At 33.8% G+C, this 20,505-nt stretch carries 14 protein-coding genes; 11 read left to right on the top strand and 3 right to left on the bottom strand.

The window, feature by feature from the left end; all coding sequences use genetic code 11:
- Window positions 1-47: 47 nt before the first annotated feature.
- The 11 genes from rsgA (at window position 48) to kynU (ending at window position 16,207) form a co-directional block, all read left to right on the top strand.
- Window positions 48-1,025, top strand: a complete 978-nt coding sequence (rsgA, locus tag WFZ86_RS05225; protein ID WP_342690960.1) for a ribosome small subunit-dependent GTPase A — start codon at window positions 48-50, stop codon at window positions 1,023-1,025.
- Window positions 1,026-1,187: 162 nt separating this feature from the next.
- The gene (gene dtd / locus WFZ86_RS05220; protein ID WP_342690959.1) at window positions 1,188-1,640 is read left to right on the top strand and encodes a D-aminoacyl-tRNA deacylase; all 453 of its coding nucleotides are present in this window, start codon (window positions 1,188-1,190) and stop codon (window positions 1,638-1,640) included.
- 137 nt (window positions 1,641-1,777) lie between these two features.
- Window positions 1,778-3,691 (top strand): DUF3857 domain-containing protein, encoded by a 1,914-nt coding sequence (locus tag WFZ86_RS05215; RefSeq protein ID WP_342690958.1) that lies wholly within the window; start codon window positions 1,778-1,780, stop codon window positions 3,689-3,691.
- Between the two features lie 3 nt (window positions 3,692-3,694).
- Entirely contained in the window at window positions 3,695-5,707 is a 2,013-nt protein-coding gene (locus tag WFZ86_RS05210) for a transglutaminase family protein (protein WP_342690957.1), read from the top strand.
- Complete coding sequence (locus WFZ86_RS05205) at window positions 5,707-7,680, top strand: transglutaminase domain-containing protein (RefSeq protein WP_342690956.1); 1,974 nt, start codon at window positions 5,707-5,709, stop codon at window positions 7,678-7,680. The genes WFZ86_RS05210 and WFZ86_RS05205 overlap by 1 nt, the downstream gene beginning before the upstream one ends.
- Complete coding sequence (locus tag WFZ86_RS05200) at window positions 7,680-9,668, top strand: DUF3857 domain-containing protein (protein ID WP_342690955.1); 1,989 nt, start codon at window positions 7,680-7,682, stop codon at window positions 9,666-9,668. The genes WFZ86_RS05205 and WFZ86_RS05200 overlap by 1 nt, the downstream gene beginning before the upstream one ends.
- Entirely contained in the window at window positions 9,668-11,641 is a 1,974-nt protein-coding gene (locus WFZ86_RS05195) for a transglutaminase domain-containing protein (protein WP_342690954.1), read from the top strand. Before WFZ86_RS05200 ends, WFZ86_RS05195 begins: the two co-directional genes overlap by 1 nt.
- Before the next feature lie 74 nt (window positions 11,642-11,715).
- A complete protein-coding gene (locus WFZ86_RS05190) occupies window positions 11,716-12,042 on the top strand; it encodes a nucleotide pyrophosphohydrolase (protein WP_298300343.1) in 327 nt (108 codons plus the stop codon).
- 106 nt (window positions 12,043-12,148) lie between these two features.
- Entirely contained in the window at window positions 12,149-13,393 is a 1,245-nt protein-coding gene (aroA, locus tag WFZ86_RS05185; RefSeq protein ID WP_342690953.1) for a 3-phosphoshikimate 1-carboxyvinyltransferase, read from the top strand.
- Between the two features lie 199 nt (window positions 13,394-13,592).
- Window positions 13,593-14,642, top strand: a complete 1,050-nt coding sequence (gene queA / locus WFZ86_RS05180; RefSeq protein ID WP_342690952.1) for a tRNA preQ1(34) S-adenosylmethionine ribosyltransferase-isomerase QueA — start codon at window positions 13,593-13,595, stop codon at window positions 14,640-14,642.
- A 272-nt stretch (window positions 14,643-14,914) separates the two neighbouring features.
- The gene (kynU, locus tag WFZ86_RS05175) at window positions 14,915-16,207 is read left to right on the top strand and encodes a kynureninase (RefSeq protein WP_342690951.1); all 1,293 of its coding nucleotides are present in this window, start codon (window positions 14,915-14,917) and stop codon (window positions 16,205-16,207) included.
- Between the two features lie 206 nt (window positions 16,208-16,413).
- Here kynU and WFZ86_RS05170 read toward each other — a convergent pair whose 3' ends face one another.
- The 3 genes from WFZ86_RS05170 to WFZ86_RS05160 all read right to left on the bottom strand — a co-directional run bounded on the left by WFZ86_RS05170 (window position 16,414) and on the right by WFZ86_RS05160 (window position 20,458).
- Window positions 16,414-18,213, bottom strand: coding sequence for a hypothetical protein (locus WFZ86_RS05170; protein WP_342690950.1), 1,800 nt, complete (start codon window positions 18,211-18,213; stop codon window positions 16,414-16,416).
- 74 nt (window positions 18,214-18,287) lie between these two features.
- The gene (locus WFZ86_RS05165) at window positions 18,288-19,820 is read right to left on the bottom strand and encodes a cryptochrome/photolyase family protein (RefSeq protein WP_342691177.1); all 1,533 of its coding nucleotides are present in this window, start codon (window positions 19,818-19,820) and stop codon (window positions 18,288-18,290) included.
- Window positions 19,820-20,458 (bottom strand): flavin reductase family protein, encoded by a 639-nt coding sequence (locus WFZ86_RS05160; RefSeq protein ID WP_315145097.1) that lies wholly within the window; start codon window positions 20,456-20,458, stop codon window positions 19,820-19,822. The genes WFZ86_RS05165 and WFZ86_RS05160 overlap by 1 nt, the downstream gene beginning before the upstream one ends.
- Window positions 20,459-20,505 lie beyond the last annotated feature (47 nt).

Genomic DNA, 20,505 nt, shown 5'->3' with positions numbered 1-20,505 from the left:
GTCTAAATTCAATTATCTTTGCAAACATTTAAAACTAAAATCTGAAAATGACAGGAACCGTTTATAAATCTACAGGAAGTTGGTACACCGTGAAATCCGATCAAGGCGATTTTATTGAGTGCAGGATGAAAGGGAAGTTCCGAATGAAAGGAATTAAAAGTACCAATCCCATTGCAGTAGGCGATGTAGTAGATTATGAATTGGAACAAACTTCCGATACCGTTACGGGTACTATTCATCATATTCACGACCGTAAGAATTACATTGTTCGAAAATCAGTGAATTTGTCACATCAAATGCACATTATTGCGGCCAATATTGACCGTGTTTTTCTGTTGATTACCATCAATAATCCTCCAACTACGTTTAGTTTTATCGATAGATTTTTGGTTACCGCCGAAGCCTATGGTATTGAAACTATTTTGGTTTTTAATAAAATCGATACTTTAGACGATATTACCTTAGAGGATCAATTGTATATGCAGCACGTTTATCAGGAAATAGGGTATCAATGTTTGCGTGTTTCGGCTGCTGAAGGTAAAGGTGTCGAAGCGTTGAAGGAATTGATGATTGGTAAAACAAGTATGTTCTCGGGACATTCGGGTGTAGGTAAATCGACTTTGGTTAATGCTTTGGAGCCCAGCTTGGATTTGAAAACCAAGAATATCTCCGAGCAAAGCAAGCAAGGTCAGCATACCACTACTTTTGCAGAGATGTATGATTTGTCTTTTGATGCTAGTATTATTGATACACCGGGTATCAAAGGATTTGGAATTGTAGATATGGAACCTCAAGAAATAAGCGATTATTTTCCTGAGTTTTTTAGATTGAAAGAACAATGCAAGTTCAATAATTGTTTGCATAAAGAAGAACCGCATTGTGCTATAAAAGCAGCTTTAGAAAAAGATGAAATCGCTTGGTCGCGTTACAATAGTTACCTTAAAATCTTAGAAGGTGATGATGAACATTACCGTGTTGATACGTATGATGAAGATAGAAAAGCTAGTGATAAAACGAGGGAGTAAAGCCCCTAGCCCCCAAAAGGAGGAACTCTAATCTTTGTAAAAATTCCTTTTGATGAGTGTTTTTTTTTAAAATATATTTTAGAAATGAATCATTATATGAATAATAATCAAGTTGTACTTGTAAGTTGCAACTTTAATTCCCCCTTTGGGGGTTAGGGGGCTATGAGAGTCGTAATCCAAAGAGTAGCGAATGCCTCAGTAACAGTTGAGAGCAAAGTAGTAGCCGAAATCCAAAAAGGGCTGTTGGTTTTTGTTGGAATTGAAGAAGCCGATACTCAAGAAGATATGGATTGGTTAGTGACCAAAATTACGCAGCTTCGTATTTTTGGTGATGAAAATGAGGTAATGAATCTTTCTATTCAAGATGTTGGAGGAGATGTGCTTGTGGTCAGTCAGTTTACGCTTCATGCAGCTACCAAAAAAGGGAATCGCCCTTCTTATATCAAGGCCGCAAAACCCGATATCGCTATTCCTATGTATGAGCGTTTTGTAAAAGCTTTGGAACTAAAATTGGGAAAAAAAGTACCCACCGGTATTTTTGGCGCTGATATGAAGGTTTTGTTGTTAAATGATGGCCCTGTAACTATTCAAATTGACTCAAAAAACAGGGAGTAAATTGTTTTTTTATTATAAGAATTACTATATATTTGAATACCACAAATTAAAGTTAGAAAAACAAATTCATTTGCTTCAACTGTAAATAGTTGAGGCTTTTTATTTTTTTATTAATTTGTCAAACTCCATCTGACTTTATGAATCTTAAGTTGTTTTCGTTTGTTTTTTTGTTTATTTTTTCATTTTGTGTACGAGCCCAAGAAGCTAAATATGAAGTGTCATCCATTCCAGATAGTTTAAAAACTAATGCGAATGCAGTGCTTCGATTAGGTGAACTTACTATTGATATTCTTTCTCAAAGGAAGATGGTGATTAAAACCAAACGAGTAGTAACTGTACTGAATGAAGCTGGAATGAGTGCTTTGGATGCCTATGCTCATTATGATAAATCGACTAGTATTTCGAGCATACAAGCAAGAATAGTGGATGCTACTGGAAATGAACTGAAAAAGTTCAAAAGAAAAGATTTCAAAGATCATAGCGCAGTTGATGGTGGTACAATTTTTTCGGACAACAGAGTGTTGTATTTAGAGTATACACCTATCAATTATCCGTTTACCATGGTTTTTGAATGTGAAACAGAAACTTCGACTACTGCTTTTATTCCACAATGGTTTCCCTTACCTGATTATTTGTTGAGTGTTGAAAAAAGTGTTTTGAATGTAACCTTTCCAAATAACTTAGGTTTTAAGAAAAAAGAAAGCAATTTTTCTAACAAAAATATTCAAAAAACACTCGACACAGCCACTCAGCTAAGTTATACTGCTTCAAATTTGGCAACAATGAAACCAGAGGATTTTAGCCCTTATTTTTATGATATCTTGCCGAGAGTAATTATGGGATTAGAATCTTTCCACCTCGAAGGGGTTGATGGAAATGCCAAAACGTGGGAAGATTTTGGTAAGTGGTATTCTGGCAAAATTTTGTCAGGAACAATTGATCTGCCTTCAACAACTGTTGCTAAAATAAAAGAGTTAGTAGGAACAGAGCAAGATCCTATAAAAAAGGCCAAAATAGTATATGAATTTGTACAACAAAAAGTACGTTATATAAGTATTCAAGTCGGAATTGGAGGTTGGAAACCTATGCTAGCTTCAGACGTAGATAGGCTGGGTTATGGAGATTGTAAAGCTTTAACCAATTATACTCAAGCCTTGTTAAAAGCAGTTGATGTTCCTTCTTATTATACTATTTTATATGGCGATAGAAAGCGAATTAATATCGATGCTAATTTTGTTTCGATGCAAGGCAATCACATTATTTTGACGATTCCTATTGGTGATCAGTATACTTGGTTAGAATGCACCAGTCAAACCAATCCCTTTGGATATCAAGCCGATTTTACAGACGACCGAGATGTTTTGATTATCAAACCTGAGGGCGGACAAATTGTTCATACCAAAATATATTCAGCTAATGAGAATTCGCAATTGAGTAAAGGGGGATATACAATAACTTCTACTGGAGATTTTTCGGGTGAGATTCAAATTATCTCCCAAGGAACGCAGTATGGTGATAAGGAGCAAGTCGAGCACATGCAACCAGATCAAAAAGAAAAGCATTATAAAGAGTTTTGGGATGATATCAATAATTTAAAAATTGATAAGATCACCCATGAGAACAATAAAAAGGAGATTCGTTTTACGCAAAATGCCAAGTTATCTGCCGAAAAGTATGCCACTTTTGTTGGAGATAAGATGATGGTAACTGTAAACGCCTTTAATCGATTTTCAGGAGGTGTAAAACGAATTAGAAATCGAAAAACACCTTTTGAAATTGCGCGTGGTTTTTATGATGAGGATGAAATTACTATTCATTTACCTTCAGATTTTACTTTAGAATTTATTCCACCTGCTTTTGAAAGCAAAACCAAGTTTGGTACTTACTCTATTTCATTAGTCAAAAAAGAGGAGCGTACTTTGATTTATAAAAGAGTTTTGTTGGTCAATACAGGGAAATATACCAACAAAGAGTATGATGAGTACCGTCTTTTTATGGAACAAGTGAGTCAAAACGATAATGCCAAAATAGTTCTAACCAAAACCCTTTAATTTATGAATTTTTTTAAATGTTTTATTATTTGTTTAATTGTATCGGTTAAGATAAATGTTTACTCTCAAGAATTAGAATTGGGTAAAGTGACCATAGCTGAATTACAAGAGAAACGTCATCCTAAGGATTCAGCAGCTGTTGCAGCTATACTTTTTAAAAAGGGCAAGGTTGATTTTGAGTACAATCAAGATCAGGGATTTACTATGGTGACAGAAGTGGTTACTCGAATTAAAATTTATAAAAAAGAAGGATATGAATGGGCAAATAAAAAAGTTGATTTTTATAGTGTAAGTAATTCAAAAGAAGTAGTTTTTTTTTCAGATGCGGTTACTTATAACTTGGTAAATGGAAAGGTTGAAAAAACTAAATTGAAGAGCGATGGTGTGTTTGAAGAAAAAATAAACAAATATTGGAGCTCAAAGAAAATAGCGATGCCAAATGTGAGTGAGGGGTCTATCATCGAATATACCTATCGCGTGAAGAGTCCAAGAATTGCAGAACTTACTGATTGGGCTTTTCAAGCAAGTATTCCAGTGAATTACTCTGAGTTTAAAACATTTGTTCCAGAGTATTTCATTTATAATACGAACATGAAAGGAACTCAAATGCCGTTACGAACTGTTGAGAAATCTAGAAAATCAATTAATTATACTTACAGAACGGAAATTGATCCAAATAGGAATGGGGCTTCGTCTAGTCAAGAAAAATTAGAATTTGAAGAAACTTTGACATCTTATATTGCAAAGGATTTGCTGGCGCTAAAAGAAGAATCTTTTGTAAACAATATTAACAATTATATTTCAAGCGTGAGTCATGAATTGTCTTCCATTCGTTATCCAAATCAACCTTATAAAAATTTATCTAGCAATTGGCTTGATGTAGCAAAGGCAATTTATCAAAACGAAGATTTTGGTTCAGAGTTAAATAAAACTGGCTATTTTGAAGACGAAATAAAAGCTTTGATTACTCCTTTAAATTCTCCAGAAGAAAAAATAGCTGCAATTTTTACTTATGTGAAGAATAATGTAAAATGGAATGGATTTCGCGGATACTATTGTGAGCAAGGAGTAAGAACCGCCTTTAAAAACAAAACAGGTAATGTTGGGGATATTAACTTGATGCTAACCGCTATGTTGCGTTTCGCAGGTTTAGAAGCCAATCCTGTCTTGGTGAGTACAAGAGATAATGGAATCGCTTTGTTCCCAAGTAGAACAGCTTTTGATTATGTAATTGCTGCTATAGAGAGTCCTAACGGATTGGTGTTATTAGATGCTACAGAAGCTAATTCAATACCTAATGTACTGCCTACTCGTGATTTGAATTGGATGGGACGCTTAATTAGAAAAGACGGATCTTCCTCTGAAGTAGATTTGATGCCAAAAACATCTTCTAATGATGTAGTGTCTATGAGTTATGCAGTAGATCCCTCAGGTAAAGTTTCTGGTAAATTACAAAGACTGCAAAGTCATTACAATGCAATGTTATTTAGGAATCGGGTAAAAGGTGAAAATCAAGATGCCTACTTGGAAAAATTAGAAAATGAAAACGGAAAAATTGAAATTGATGAGTACAAAAGGAATAATGAAAAAGAGTTGGATTTGCCAGTAACTGAAGCTTTTTCTTTTGCAGGGTCTAATTTATGTGAAGTAATTCAAGATAAAATTTACATTAACCCCTTGTTGTTTTATACCTACAAAGAAAATCCTTTTAAACAAGAAATCAGAGAATATCCAATAGATTATGGTTTCCCTTTTATGGATAGATACAATATAAATATTCAAATTCCTGATGGGTATGTGGTAGAGAGTGTTCCTGAGCCAATAAATATGGTTATGCAAGATGATTTAGGCGGTTTCAAGTTTTTGACTAATGTTTCAGGAAATACGATTCAACTTTCGGTACAGCATCAAATAAAAGTGTCTATTGTAGCCTCGGATTATTATGAAATGTTAAAACAATATTACCAAAAAATGATCGAAAAGGAAAACGAAAAAATCGTTTTGAAAAAAGCTTAATGATAAGAAAAATAGTCACATTATTATTTGTCTTGAGTTTTGCAATAAATGGCAAAGCTCAAGACTTTCAATTAGGGAAAGTTACGATTGAAGAGCTTGAAGAAAAACAGCATCCCAAAGACACGGCAGCGGTGGCTGCAGTTTTGTTTAAAAAAGGGAGGATGGAGTTGGTTATTTCTCAAAAACATGGTTTTTTGTTAAATACTGTTGTTAAAATGAGACTGAAAGTTTATAAGAAAGAAGGATATCTATGGGGTGTTGAAAAAATTAAACTATATGACACTGAAAAAGTCAAGGAGGAAATATCTTTTTCAAAAGCTTCAACTTTTAACTTAGTTAATGGGGTAGTTGAAGAGTCTAAAATGGATGATAAAGCAACTTTTGATTATAGAATTAATAAGTTTTGGAATCAAAAGAACATAGTTTTTCCCAGTGTAAAAGAGGGTTCTATAATTGAATACGAATACACTATAAAAACTCCTTTTTATAAACGTCCGCGTGATTGGAATTTTCAAATGGAAATACCAGTTAATTATTCAGAATATAAAACTATAATTCCAGAGTTTTATATATACAATACGATAACGAAAGGTTTTTTTTCTCCGAAGATTGATTTAAAGATAAAAGACAAGAAAGCTACGTTAGATATTTCTAATCTCTTTAGAATGGAAGAGTATAAAGAAAAACAAACAACTTATACACTTGAAAATTTACCTGCTTTAAAAAATGAAATCTATGTAAATAATGTAAATGATTATTGTTCCAGTCTTATCCAGCAGATTACTTCTAGTGATTTTGAGATTGGGGATGAAAAAAAAGTGGATGAAAAATGGAATAAAGTACTTCAATCAATTTATGATTTGGAATTTGCTAAAGAGTTAAATCAAAAAGCTTTTTTTGAACAGGATATTAAACCTTTGATAGTTTCCTTGACTTCACCAGAAGAAAAAATGATGGCTATTTTATCGTACGTGAAAAATAATATAAAGTGGAATGGTAATCTAGGTTATGAAGTAGAAAATGGTATTAAAAAAGCATTTAAAAACAAATCTGGTAATATAGGAGATATTAATGTAATGCTTACGGCTATGCTAAAATATACTGGCTTAGATACAAATCTAGTTCTTAGCAGTACTCGTGAAAACGGAATTGCAGCTTTTCCTGTAACTTCAGCTTTTGATTATGTTATTTCTTCAGTAAAAACTCCTGACAAAATTTTTTTATTAGATGCTTCTGAATATAATAGTATGCCCAATATTTTGCCTCTTCGGGTAATAAATTGGTATGGGTATTTAATTGTAAACAAAGGGAACTCGCAAAAGATTAATTTAGTAAAAAGTGAAAGTTCTTATAAATTTACTTCAATGAATTTCGAGATAGCTCCTGATGGAGTAGTAAATGGTAAATTAAAGCAACAGCAAAATAACCACAACGCAATGTTATATCGAGACTATGCGGCTAATGAAAACTTAGAATCGTATATAGAAAAATTAGAAATTGAAAGTGGAAAGATAGAAATTAAGGATTATCATAGAGAAAATATAAATGAATTAGAAAAGCCAATAGAAGAATATTTTTCCTTTTCGGGAAATAGTTTATGTGAAGTAATCCATGATAAGATCTACTTTAGTCCAATGTTATTTTTTGCTTTCAAGGAAAATCCTTTTAAACAAGAAAAGAGAGGGTATCCGATAGAGTACGATTTTCCATTTGAAAATAAGTATCAGATTAATGTTAAAATCCCAGAAGGCTATGCTATTGAGAGTGTTCCGAAGCCTATTGAGATTTCAATTATAGAAGATATTGCAAAATTTAAATTTTTAACAAAAGTAATTGATAATGAAATTCAGATTTCGGTAGTTCATCAAATCAATGAATCTGTTATTAAGGCTCAAAATTATGATTTGCTAAAAGAATACTACCAAAAAATGATTGAAAAGGAAAACGAAAAAATCGTCTTGAAAAAAGCTTAATGATAAGAAAAATAGTCACATTATTATTTGTTTTGAGTTTTGTAATAAATGGCAAAGCTCAAGACTTTCAATTAGGGAAAGTTACGCTTGAAGAGCTTCAAGAGAAAAGACATCCCAAAGATTCTTCAGCGTCTGCTGCAGTTTTGTATAAAAAAGCGAGAACTTTTTTTACTTATACAGTCAAAGAGGGATTTATTGCAAATCATGAAATTCAATATCGCATCAAAATTTATAAAAAAGAAGGATTGAAATGGGCTACCTTCGAAGTACCTTATTATGTAGGGTATAAAGAATATATACCAGATATTGTGAAATTTTCGGAGGCTTATAGTTATAATTTGGATCAAAATAAAGTCTTAAAAACCAAATTGAATAATGAGGGTAGTTTCAAAGAGCAAATCAATAAAAATTGGAAAAAAGCTACAATTACTTTTCCTGATGTAAAAGAAGGTTCTGTGATTGAGTTTAAATACATTCACAAATCAGAGAATATTTTTAAGTTCCCAGATATTGAACTTCAGTATGATATTCCAGTGAATAGTTTTGTTTATAAAACACAAATACCCGAGGTCTATATTTACAAAAGTATTCTAAAAGGAAAACAAGAGGTCAAAACTGTCTATGATGTGTCTTCTGGGGCTAACAATTATGAAGATGAACTCGGACAGAGTGCTACTTTGAGGTATAAGCAAATAAATACAACATTTTCTGCTCAAGATATTTCTGCTTTTTATCCAGAAAAGTTTGTTGATAATCACGATAATTACAAAGTTGCAATTCAACAAGAGTTGGAAAGAATTCGCTATACTGATAAACCAGACAAGGATTATTCTGTAACTTGGGAGGGAGTCGCTAAAACTATTTACAAAGAAAAAGAGTTTGGTGAAGAGCTAAAACTTACTGATTATTTTACGCCTTATCTTCAACAATGTTTAAATGGAAAATCTACCGGAATTGAAAAAATGGATGCTATTTTTAAGCATGTTCAAGGCCGAATGAATTGGGATAACAAATATGGAGTTTATACAGATAAAGGCGTTAAAAAAGCCTATGAAAGTCAAACAGGAAATATTGCAGAAATAAATTTTATCCTGATTAATATGCTGAATAGCGCAGGAATTCAAGCGAATCCTGTTTTGGTTAGTACTTTGGATAATGGTGTTCCTGTTTTTCCTGGTAGAACGGGCTTTAATTATGTAATTGTTTCGGCATTTGTTGATGGGAAAATGTATTTATTAGATGCCTCAAATAAATTTACAATACCTAATATTTACCCACTTTCATTAATCAATTGGTCGGGTAGAAAAGTCTTATCTGACGGTACTTCAAGCGAGGTGAGTATGACAGATGTAGCTACCTCAAAGAATATGTATGGAATAAATGTGAAGTTAGATGCTAAAGGTGTTCTTGAAGGGACTTTGAGAAATCAAAAGACCGATTTTGAAGCACTTAGTTTTAGGGAAAAAAATGCACATCTAAGTGATGAAGCACATATAGAAAGACTTGAAAATCAATTTAATGATTTACAGATAATTGACTATGCTTTAGAAAATGCAAAAACAGAGTTGTCTAAGCCTCTTGTAGAGTCGTATTCTTTTAAAATAGAACATGCTTTTGATAGGATTGGAGGGAAATTTTTTATTTCCCCATTGCTGTTTTTTACGACTCAGAAGAATCCATTTATAGCAGAAGAAAGAAAAATGCCAATATATTTTGGGTTTCCCAAACAAGATAAGTATGTGATTAATTTAGAAATTCCAGAAGGGTACGTTGTAGAATCTTTACCTTCACCTCTAAGAATTATGGCTCAAGACGGTATTGGGTCGTTTACTTGTAATGCACAAGTTGTCAATCAAAATATTCAAATTGTTATAACCAATGAAATAAGTAAAGTCTTAGTCGATGCTTCATTATATCCTATGCTAAAAGATTATTATCAAAAAATGATCGAAAAGCAGAACGAAAAAATCGTTTTGAGAAAAGCTTAATGATAAGAAAAATAGTCACATTGTTATTTGTCTTGAGTTTTACAATTATTGGTAAAGCTCAAGAGTTTCAATTAGGAAAAGTTACGGTTGAAGAGCTTCAAGAAAAAAGGCATCCTAAAGATACTTCTGCGGTTGCCGCAGTTTTGTTTAAAAAAGGGAGAATGGAGTTAATGCTTTCTCAAAAACACGGTTTTATGTTAAATACCATAGTTAAAATGAAACTGAAAGTTTATAAGAAAGAAGGATATCAATGGGGTGTTGAAAAAATTAAACTATATGCTACTGAAAAAGTCAAGGAGGAAATATCTTTTATAAAAGCTTCAACTTATAACCTAGTTAATGGAGTAGTTGTAGAGTCCAAAATGGATGATAAAGCTACTTTTGATAATAGAATTAATAAGTTTTGGAATCAAAAGAACATAGTTTTTCCCAATGTAAAAGAGGGTTCAGTAATCGAATACGAATACTCTATAAAAACTCCTTTTTACAAACGTCCACGTGATTGGAATTTTCAAATGGAAATACCAGTTAATTATTCAGAATATAAAACAATAATTCCAGAATTTTATATATACAATACTATAACTAAAGGTTTTTTTTCACCGAAGATTGATTTAAAATTGAAGGAGAAGAAAGCTACTTTAGAGATATCTAGTCTTCTTAGAATTGAGGAGTATAAAGAAAAACACACAACTTATATACTTGAAAATTTACCTGCTTTAAGGAATGAAATTTATGTAAATAATGTAAATGATTATTGTTCTAGTCTTATCCAGCAAATGGCCTCTAGTGATTTTAAGATTAGGGATGAAAAAGAAGAGGCTGAACAATGGAATAAAGTACTTCAGTCAATTTATGATTTGGAATTTGCTAAAGAGTTAAGCCAAAGCGCTTTTTTTGAACAAGATATTAAACCTTTAATTGTTTCCCTATCTACACCAGAAGAAAAAATGATGGCTATTTTATCATATGTAAAAAATAATATAAAGTGGAATGGTAATCTAGGTTATGAAGCAGAAAATGGCATTAAAAAAGCTTTTAAAATTAAATCTGGTAATATAGGAGATATTAATATACTGCTTACGAGTATGCTAAAATATGCTGGCTTAGATGCAAATCTAGTTCTTAGCAGTACTCGTGAAAACGGAATTGCAGCTTTTCCTGTAACTTCAGCTTTTGATTATGTTATTTCTTCAGTAAAAACTCCTGACAAAATTTTTTTATTAGATGCTTCTGAATATAATAGTATGCCCAATATTTTGCCTCTTCGGGTAATAAATTGGTATGGGTATTTAATTGTAAACAAAGGGAACTCGCAAAAGATTAATTTAGTAAAAAGTGAAAGTTCTTATAAATTTACTTCAATGAATTTCGAGATAGCTCCTGATGGAGTAGTAAATGGTAAATTAAAGCAACAGCAAAATAACCACAACGCAATGTTATATCGAGACTATGCGGCTAATGAAAACTTAGAATCGTATATAGAAAAATTAGAAATTGAAAGTGGAAAGATAGAAATTAAGGATTATCATAGAGAAAATGTAAATGAATTACAAAAGCCAATAGTAGAATATTTTTCCTTTTCTGGAAATAGTTTATGTGAAGTAATTCATAATAAAATCTACTTTAGTCCTATGTTGTTTTTTGCTTTAAAAGAAAATCCTTTTAAACAAGAAACGAGAGAGTATCCGATAGAGTATGATTTTCCATTTGAAAATAAGTATCAGATTAATGTTAGAATTCCAGAAGGATATAGTATTGAGAGTGTACCAAATCCCATTGAGATTTCAATCATTGAGGATATTGCAAAATTTAAGTTCTTAACAAAAGTTATTGATAATGAAATTCAGATTTCAGTTGTTCATCAAATAAGAGAATCAGTTATTAAGGCTCAAAATTATGATTTGCTAAAAGAATACTATCAAAAAATCATCGAAAAGCAGAACGAAAAAATCGTTTTGAAAAAGGTTTAATCATCTTTGTTTTGAATAGGATTCTTTCCAAAATTTTATAGACTTTAGTTACCTTTGGAACAAAATCAACTATTATGAACTTGAAAAATGCGCAACTAGACGTAGATAATTGGATTAAAGAACACGGTGTTCGTTATTTTAATGAATTGACGAATATGGCTCAGCTAACTGAAGAGGTAGGCGAGGTAGCCCGAATCATTGCCCGCCGTTATGGTGAACAGTCCGAGAAAGAAAGCGATAAAAACAAAGATTTAGGAGAAGAATTGGCCGATGTAGTTTTTGTTGTATTGTGTTTAGCCAACCAAACAGGAATTGATTTGCAAGCCGCTTTTGATAAAAAAATGGATTTGAAATCTGTTCGAGATAAAAATCGTCACAAAAACAACGAAAAACTAAAATAATTAGTCAAGGCTAAATTGTGAATTGTGAGTTGTGAATTGTAAATTGCACCCCTAAATTATTGGAGCGGCAAGACAATTCACAGCTCACAACACCTTTTATACAGTCATGAATTTACAACTACATTCTGCGATTTCAAATCTTAAGGCAACTATATCAATAACAGGTTCTAAAAGCGAAACCAACAGATTGTTATTGTTGCAAGCATTATATCCCAATCTTGTTCTAGAAAACACTTCCAATTCTGATGATTCGGAAGTGATGATCAAAGCTTTGCAGAATGCACAATTTTCAAATACTGATGCCCAACTTATAGATATTCATCACGCTGGAACTGCTATGCGTTTTTTAACGGCTTTTTTTGCAGTAAGCGAAGGAAAAGAAGTGGTTTTGACAGGTTCTCAGCGTATGACGGAGCGCCCTATAAAAGTATTGGTTGAAGCATTGCAACAATTAGGCGCTCAAATAGCTTACGAAAAAGAATCTGGATATCCTCCTATTCGCATCAAAGGTCAAAAAATAACCAATGCAAAAGTGAGTATTCCTGCCAATGTAAGTAGTCAATACATTTCGGCACTTTTGTTAGTGGCGCCAAAATTAGAAAATGGAATCGAATTGACATTGGTTGGTGAAATTACTTCCGTTCCTTATATCAAAATGACATTGGCTTTGCTGAACGAAATTGGCGTAGAAACTAAATTCGAAGAAAATGTCATCACAGTCAAACCATTAACTACAAACTCAAAACAGCAAACGCTAACAGTCGAATCCGATTGGAGTTCTGCGTCTTACTTTTTCAGTTTGGCAGCTTTGTCGAACGAAGCTGCTATCGTATTGAGTAGCTATAAAGAATCAAGTTTGCAAGGGGATTCGGCTTTAGTGGAAATCTATGAGAAAATGGGAGTCGAGGCTCGTTTTGAAGCAAACAAACTGACTTTGGTGAAACAACTCAATTTCGATTATCAATTCGTTACTTTCGATTTAAATAACACGCCAGATATTGCACAAACTATTGTAGTTACTTGTTTGGGACTTGGTATAGGTTGTCATTTGACAGGATTGCATACCCTAAAAATCAAAGAAACGGATCGCTTAGAAGCGCTGCGAATTGAACTAACAAAATTGGGCGCTACCATTACTGTTACTAATGATAGTTTGACTTTGGAACCATCCAAAACCATTTTGCCTAATATCTCCATAGATACCTATAACGACCATCGTATGGCCATGGCTTTTGCTCCTTTAGCTTTGCGTGTGCCAATTATCATCAACAATGCTGAGGTTGTCTCTAAATCATATCCTGATTTTTGGACAGATTTAAAAAACTTAGGATTTCAATCTGCTGAGGTCTAATTTAATTGTTTAATCTATAACGCTTTACTTTGTGTTAACTCCATAAAGTAAAGCGTTGTAAAGGGGCGTGTTTGTTGCGAAAACTAAAATAAACACCAAAACACTTGACAACGCCTATCTCACAGTTGTATATTTGCAGCCAGATTTTTATTAAGTCAATAGGTCTTAATACTTAATTCTAATATCTTAATACTCAAATATGAAATTATCCCACTTTAACTTCAATTTACCCAAAGAACTTTTAGCCGAGTTTCCAGCAGAAAACAGAGACGAATCTCGTTTAATGGTGATCGATAGAAAAAAGCAAACCATCGAACACAAAATGTTCAAAGATGTAATTGATTATTTTGATGATGGCGATGTTTTAATCTTAAACAATACCAAAGTTTTTCCAGCGCGTTTGTATGGAAATAAAGAAAAAACTGGAGCTAGAATCGAAGTTTTCTTGTTGAGAGAATTAAATGCAGAACAAAGATTATGGGATGTATTGGTAGATCCGGCGCGTAAAATCCGTATCGGAAACAAATTGTATTTTGGTGACGACGATTCATTAGTAGCTGAGGTGATTGATAATACAACATCTCGTGGTAGAACGCTTCGTTTTTTATATGATGGTTCATACGAAGAGTTTAGAAATAAATTGACAGAGTTAGGAGAAACACCAATCCCAAAATACATTAATAGAGAGGTAACCCCAGAAGATGCAGACCGTTACCAAACCATTTATGCCAAAGAAGAAGGAGCTGTAGCTGCACCAACAGCAGGTTTGCACTTCTCAAAACATCTTTTAAAACGTTTAGAGATCAAAGGAGCAAAATTTGCAGAAGTTACTTTGCATGTAGGTTTAGGAACTTTTAACCCTGTTGAGGTAGAAGATTTATCCAAGCACAAAATGGATTCTGAAGAGTTAAAAATTACTCAAGAAGCTTGCGATATTGTGAATGAAGCGAAAGCCAACAAGAAAAGAATTTGTGCTGTAGGAACCACTTCAATGCGCGCTATCGAAAGTTCAGTTTCTTCTCAAAACACTTTAAATCCTTACGATGGTTGGACAAATAAATTCATTTTTCCTCCACACGATTTCAGTATTGCTACTTGTATGATTACCAATTTTCATACGCCAAAATCAACATTATTAATGATGATTTCTGCTTTTTGTGGTCATGATTTAATGAGAAAAGCATACGATGAAGCTATCAAAGAAGGATACAAATTCTACTCTTATGGAGACGCTATGTTGATTCTTTAACTCACATAAAAACATATTCAATTAATCTCGTCAGCAATGGCGAGATTTTTTTTTTGGGCGTATTACGGGCTGTATATTACAATAAAGAGCGCTGGCACTAACTATTGCTCCTACTGCGGGAGCTTCCGTTGGTCGCTTCCTCGTTAGGGCAATACTATAGTGCCAGCGCTCTTTATTTCCATTACCATCCCTAACGCAACTCCTTTTCAAAACACTTTTAGCAATTTGTAGCTAACCTTTTTTTACTACATTTACCCCTCAAAACAACACTTATGAATTTCAAAAATACGCTCGAATTTGCACAGCAATTAGATGCACAAGATTCGTTGAGAAGCTATCAAAACGAATTTATTTTTCCGCAAGTCAATAACCAAAAAGTAATTTATTTTACAGGAAACTCTCTTGGACTACAGCCCAAAAGAACCAAAACCTATGTTGATGAAGTAATGAACGACTGGGCCAATCTTGCCGTTGAAGGTCATTTCTATGCTGATAAACCTTGGTGGGATTATCACGAACGCTTTGCAGCACCGTTAAGTAAGATTGTGGGCGCTTTGCCTAGCGAAGTTACAGTAATGAATACCTTAACGGTTAATCTTCACTTGTTGATGGTTTCCTTTTATAAGCCTACTTCCAAAAGGTATAAAATCATTTGCGAAGAAAAAGCTTTTCCTTCTGACCAGTACATGTTTCAGAGTCAAGTGCAATTTCACGCTAAAAACAGCGGAATCAATCCAAACGATGCCATAGTTGAAATTAAACGCCGTGACGGAGAACACAACATTCGCCTCGAAGATGTTATTAGCAAAATAAACGAAGTAGGCGATGAGTTGGCGTTGGTTTTAATCGGAGGAGTGAACTATTACACCGGCCAAGTTTTTGATATCAAAACCATCACTGCTGCAGGTCATAAAGTAGGAGCAAAAGTAGGGTGGGACTTAGCACACGCAGCAGGAAATATCAAACTAGAACTACACGATTGGAATGTGGATTTTGCCGCATGGTGCAGTTACAAATACATGAACTCAGGTCCAGGAAATGCTTCGGGTTGTTTTGTGCATCAAAAACATCATAACGACAGCAGCTTATCCCGATTTGCGGGTTGGTGGGGACATAACAAAGAAAGACGTTTCAAAATGGAGCCTCAATTTGATCCTGTCCACGGAGCCGATGGTTGGCAAATCAGTAATTTACCTATTTTATCCTTAGCGCCTTATTTGGCTTCCGTTCATTTATTTGACGAAGTGGGGATGGAGGCTTTAATTGCAAAGCGTGACCATATAACTTCTTATTTAGAATTTATTTTACACGAAATAGATAAAGAAGTAGAAAGTACTTTTGAAATAATTACTCCGAGTAATCCTGAGGAACGAGCTTCGCAATTGTCTGTTTTTTTACACGGTGAAGGACGCAGTTTGTTCGACTATTTGATGAAAAATGGAGTAATTACAGACTGGAGAGAACCGAACGTGATACGTTTAGCACCTGTTCCTTTGTATACTTCTTATGAAGATATGTACCATTTTGGACAAATCCTCAAGCGTGGTATTTTAGAGAAAAAATAATGACATACCTATAAAATCCAAAAGTCGGCTAGATGATTCTAGCCGACTTTTTTTATGTAATAAAATGAACAGGAACGACAAAATATAGGGAGAAGCTTATAACTAATTCAGGTGCTTCTATACTCATAAAATCTAGTACAGGTACATACTAAATGGTGCTTTGAGTAGCATTCATTTGTCTCAAACGCTGCTAATTCTACTATTCTTTATTTTACTTCTATAAAATTTAATTCTTGTTGAAAAGCGTGTAATTGCATTTCGAGTTCTTTAGTTATCGATTCAAAATAGCTTGTTTTTGGTAGCAGATTTTGATAATAACTAATTCCTTCTAACATATTTTTTTTGAATGATTGCAGTTTTTTTACTTGTGCCGCAGTTGATTCTGAAGCAACAGTTTTGCATTCATTTTTGAAATAATCCAAGTACATCTTTAGTTCTTTGATGAACACGTTTGGACGATTGGTCACTCGAAGTACAGTATCATTTCCATAAATGTGTTGAATCATTTTTTTCAACGAAACCTCTTGGTCAAAATAAGCTAAATTCGGGCCAGGACATACTACAATTCCTTGGTCTTGCCCTTTTATTGGAATATTGTTCTCCAAGTAAGAAGCATTGGCTAATCCAACACAAAGACAAGATTTTTCTGTAATGCTGTTTTTGCAACTTTCATATTGTTCTAGGCTGAGCGTTTGCTTTTTCTCTTCAAGAGTAGCCAATTGCTCGTCTTGAAATTTTTTCGAAGCGGTACAAATACCATTGCCCTCTGCGTCTTTATGCAAAGCCAAGAATTTCTTTGGACACGAACTGCCTGCTTTATTGGCTTGTATGCGTTTTTCTCTTACAATTTCATTACTAGTTCCTCTCAAGGTGTTAAAAGGAACGCCTAAAGGTGAAATGTGGCTCAAGTAAAAATCATTTTCTTTGGCTTCCGCCAATAATTTTCGGGTATTGTTGTCTACAGAAGTAGCTTCGGGAACCAATAAAAATGGGGAACCCCATCCTACAGAGTCTACTTGATAATGCTCTAATAAAAAGTTGTGTTCGGAAGCTGTTCCTACACCACCTTGAACCGTAATTTTTAATTCTAATGGGGATTCTGGAACGGGAAGTTCTTTTTGTCCCAATGCTTTAACCATTAAATCGTGTGCTGATTGGATGAGTTGCTCTTTCTTTTGTTTGAATTCTTCCAAAATGGGACCTAGTAAAAAACCATCGGTAGCAAAAGCATGACCTCCACAATTTAATCCAGATTCAATACGATATTCTGAAACCCAAAGGCCTTTTTTAGCCAAAAAGTTACCTTGTATCATAGCCGAGCGGAAATCGCTAACCTTTAGGGTTATTTTCTTTTTAAGCGTGTTGTTTATGTCTGGAAAAAAACAAGGAAAGTTCTCAAAATAACTATACAATCTTGGATTCATTCCTGCACTTAAAACTACCGAAGAAGCTAAATTGCTATTTGCAAATCCTCTTAATGCAGCATGAGCGTCGTTGAATTCAACAGGTAATTGTTCTTTGCCTACAGAATTGTCCTTGTCTAGTTTGGTCATGATATTGACATCAATGGCACCTGGTGTTAGCTGATTCTCAATATAATGTTTTAGGTTTTCTTTAAAAGCGATACCTTCTTCCATCAATTGCAAAAAGCCTTTCTTTAGATCAGAAGTATTGGGTAGCTGCGAGATGTAATTGTCTAACGCCTGTTTGCTTTCAACCAATTCTGTCTTGAAGTCTTCGAATTTTTTCTTTACAATACGGTCAACAAGATTGAGATACGATGTAATTCGCTCGGCTCTATAGTCGTGGATTTTCTGAGTGATTTCTTTGTAAGGAATCTCAAATTTTTCGCTGTAAAAAGCATTCATTTTTTCGATTAATTCATCATCCGCAATTGAAATTACCGAAGAAATTCCATAATGAGCTACACGAATAGGACTGTCTATAGTATAAGCCAATCCCATCACGGGGATGTGAAAAGTATGTGGTGATTTTTTGTTGGTCATGTATGTATAGCATTTTATTCCTTGCAAATATTGTCAATTGCATTGGTTAAAAAACTGATAAATATCATACAGGTCTAATAATCATTGATATTGTAGATGATGTCTTGTGCTTTTTGCTTGATTTGGTACAATTCCTCTGGTTTTATTTTGGCCAATAAATTGAGCATCATTCCCATTCTTTGATTGCCCTTGAAGTATTCTTTTTTATCATCAAGAAAGTTCCAATATAAAGCATTGAAAGGACAAGCTTTGTCTTCTGTTTTTTGCTTTACATTGTAATGACATTTTCCACAATAATTACTCATTTTGTTGATGTAATTTCCTGAGGAAACATAGGGTTTTGTAGCCATTATTCCCCCATCAGCGTATTGCGACATGCCACGAGTATTGGGTAATTCTACCCATTCAATGGCATCTATGTAAACACCCAAATACCAAGCGTCCACTTCGTCTGGGTGGGTTTGGGTAAGTAGGCTAAAATTGCCAATAACCATTAGCCGTTGAATGTGATGAGCATAGGCGTCTTCTAGACTTTGATGAATCGCATGTTGCATACAGTTCATTTTTGTCTGTCCATTCCAGAAGAAATTCGGTAAAGGATTGAAGTTTTCTAGTGTATTTAATGACGAATAGTTTGGCATTTCTTTCCAATAAATACCCCGAACATATTCACGCCAACCCAAAATTTGACGAACAAATCCTTCTATTTGAGAGAGGCTAATTGTGTTTTGGCTTTTATGATAATATGAAACTGCTGTTTGAATTACTTCCTTCGGAGAAAGTATTTTACTGTTTAATGCAAAGGATAATCTTGAGTGAAATAAAAACTTTTCTTGGGTATGCATCGCATCTTCATAATCGCCAAAATGACTTAGTAGATGATTGCAGAAATACTGCAGCATTTCGAGGCACTCTTTTCTTGAAGTTGGCCATACAAATCGTTTTGGATCAATATTCCCAATGGTACTTATGCCTGCTTGGTTGATTTCTTCAATGACTTCAGTTACCTCTTTTTGAAACTGAATGTTTTCTGGAATAGGAACCTCACCACCGTATTTTTTGCGATTATCATGGTCAAAATTCCATTGATTGCCAACGGGAGTTTCTCCATTCATCAAAATATCGTGTTTTTTTCGCATATAGCGATAAAACGATTCCATTAAAAGTGTTTTTTTACCATGAAAAAAAGCGGCTAATTCTTCTCTTGAAGTATAAAAATGTTCTGTATCGAATGCTTCTGATGGTATTTTTAAACCTTCACAAATAGTTTTTAATTGTTGGTCCAAACGGTATTCATCAGGCAATTGGTATTCAAATTTTTTAATACCAAATTGATTAATGCATTGATTGATTATTTTACCTAAGTCTTGTAAGTTTTCTCGGTCGTTGATGGTGTAGTATTTTACTTGGTGTCCTTTGGATTGTAATCCTTCTGAAAAATTACGCATCGAAAGGAAAAAAGCGACTACTTTTTGAATGTGATGTTTTACATAGTTGGTTTCCTGAAGCATTTCGGCCATCAGATAGATACAATCACTTTCTGGCGTGGTATACCAGGAGTGTTGTTCATTGAGTTGGTCTCCTAAGATGAGTCGTAGTTTTGCCATCATTCAAAAAAAGAAGCAGTGGGTTGGTCTTTTCTCGCATATTTGAAGCGGTCTACTAATTTTGGAAGACAATAGCCATCCAAACCATTTAGTGTTATTACGTTTGCTTTGTCTAGTTGTAACCAACTGTCTTTGTGTTGCAATTCTTCCTCAAAAAATAAATGCTCGATGGAGGCAATTACGTGTATGGTGTCGTTTTCTTTGATGTAATATTCATTCACAAATTTGCAGTATAGTTGCACTGGACTCCCTTTTACAAAAGGGATAGGAAAGTTGTCTTTGTATTCTTCAACTAAATTGGTTTTGTCAAATTCTGAAACACCAGTATCATAGTTGGCTGATGTATGGTGCGCATCGGCAATCATATCTACCGTGATGTGATTTACAGTAAAATAACCAGTCTCCATAATGTTTTTATAAGTGTCTCTGGGGACTGTTGTAGGACGCATAATAAATCCAATTAGAGCAGGGCTACTCCCTAAATGTGTAATGCTGCTAAATACCGCCACATTAGTATCTCCATCTATAGATTTGGTAGCAATCAAATTGGCAGATTTATATCCTGTACACGAATTGATAAGGTTTAGTTTTGAAATCTTATCCATTTGTACGATGCTTTCTTTGGTTAAATGCTTCATAGGTTTTTTTGTCAAAGATAATTTTTGTTTATCTATTTTGGATATTT

Origin of the sequence: Flavobacterium polysaccharolyticum (assembly GCF_038739875.1) — a bacterium.
GTDB lineage: Bacteria > Bacteroidota > Bacteroidia > Flavobacteriales > Flavobacteriaceae > Flavobacterium > Flavobacterium polysaccharolyticum.
Note: the sequence above shows the minus strand (reverse complement) of the source record. Positions and strands in the feature narration are given on the sequence as shown.

Excerpts from the sequence above, each read along its gene's own strand:
- rsgA (WP_342690960.1), top strand. The coding sequence starts at position 48 with ATGACAGGAACCGTTTATAAATCTACAGGAAGTTGGTACACCGTGAAA.
- dtd (WP_342690959.1), top strand. The coding sequence starts at position 1,188 with ATGAGAGTCGTAATCCAAAGAGTAGCGAATGCCTCAGTAACAGTTGAG.
- WFZ86_RS05215 (WP_342690958.1), top strand. The coding sequence starts at position 1,778 with ATGAATCTTAAGTTGTTTTCGTTTGTTTTTTTGTTTATTTTTTCATTT.
- WFZ86_RS05210 (WP_342690957.1), top strand. The coding sequence starts at position 3,695 with ATGAATTTTTTTAAATGTTTTATTATTTGTTTAATTGTATCGGTTAAG.
- WFZ86_RS05205 (WP_342690956.1), top strand. The coding sequence starts at position 5,707 with ATGATAAGAAAAATAGTCACATTATTATTTGTCTTGAGTTTTGCAATA.
- WFZ86_RS05200 (WP_342690955.1), top strand. The coding sequence starts at position 7,680 with ATGATAAGAAAAATAGTCACATTATTATTTGTTTTGAGTTTTGTAATA.
- WFZ86_RS05195 (WP_342690954.1), top strand. The coding sequence starts at position 9,668 with ATGATAAGAAAAATAGTCACATTGTTATTTGTCTTGAGTTTTACAATT.
- WFZ86_RS05190 (WP_298300343.1), top strand. The coding sequence starts at position 11,716 with ATGAACTTGAAAAATGCGCAACTAGACGTAGATAATTGGATTAAAGAA.
- aroA (WP_342690953.1), top strand. The coding sequence starts at position 12,149 with ATGAATTTACAACTACATTCTGCGATTTCAAATCTTAAGGCAACTATA.
- queA (WP_342690952.1), top strand. The coding sequence starts at position 13,593 with ATGAAATTATCCCACTTTAACTTCAATTTACCCAAAGAACTTTTAGCC.
- kynU (WP_342690951.1), top strand. The coding sequence starts at position 14,915 with ATGAATTTCAAAAATACGCTCGAATTTGCACAGCAATTAGATGCACAA.
- WFZ86_RS05170 (WP_342690950.1), bottom strand. The coding sequence starts at position 18,213 with ATGACCAACAAAAAATCACCACATACTTTTCACATCCCCGTGATGGGA.
- WFZ86_RS05165 (WP_342691177.1), bottom strand. The coding sequence starts at position 19,820 with ATGGCAAAACTACGACTCATCTTAGGAGACCAACTCAATGAACAACAC.
- WFZ86_RS05160 (WP_315145097.1), bottom strand. The coding sequence starts at position 20,458 with ATGAAGCATTTAACCAAAGAAAGCATCGTACAAATGGATAAGATTTCA.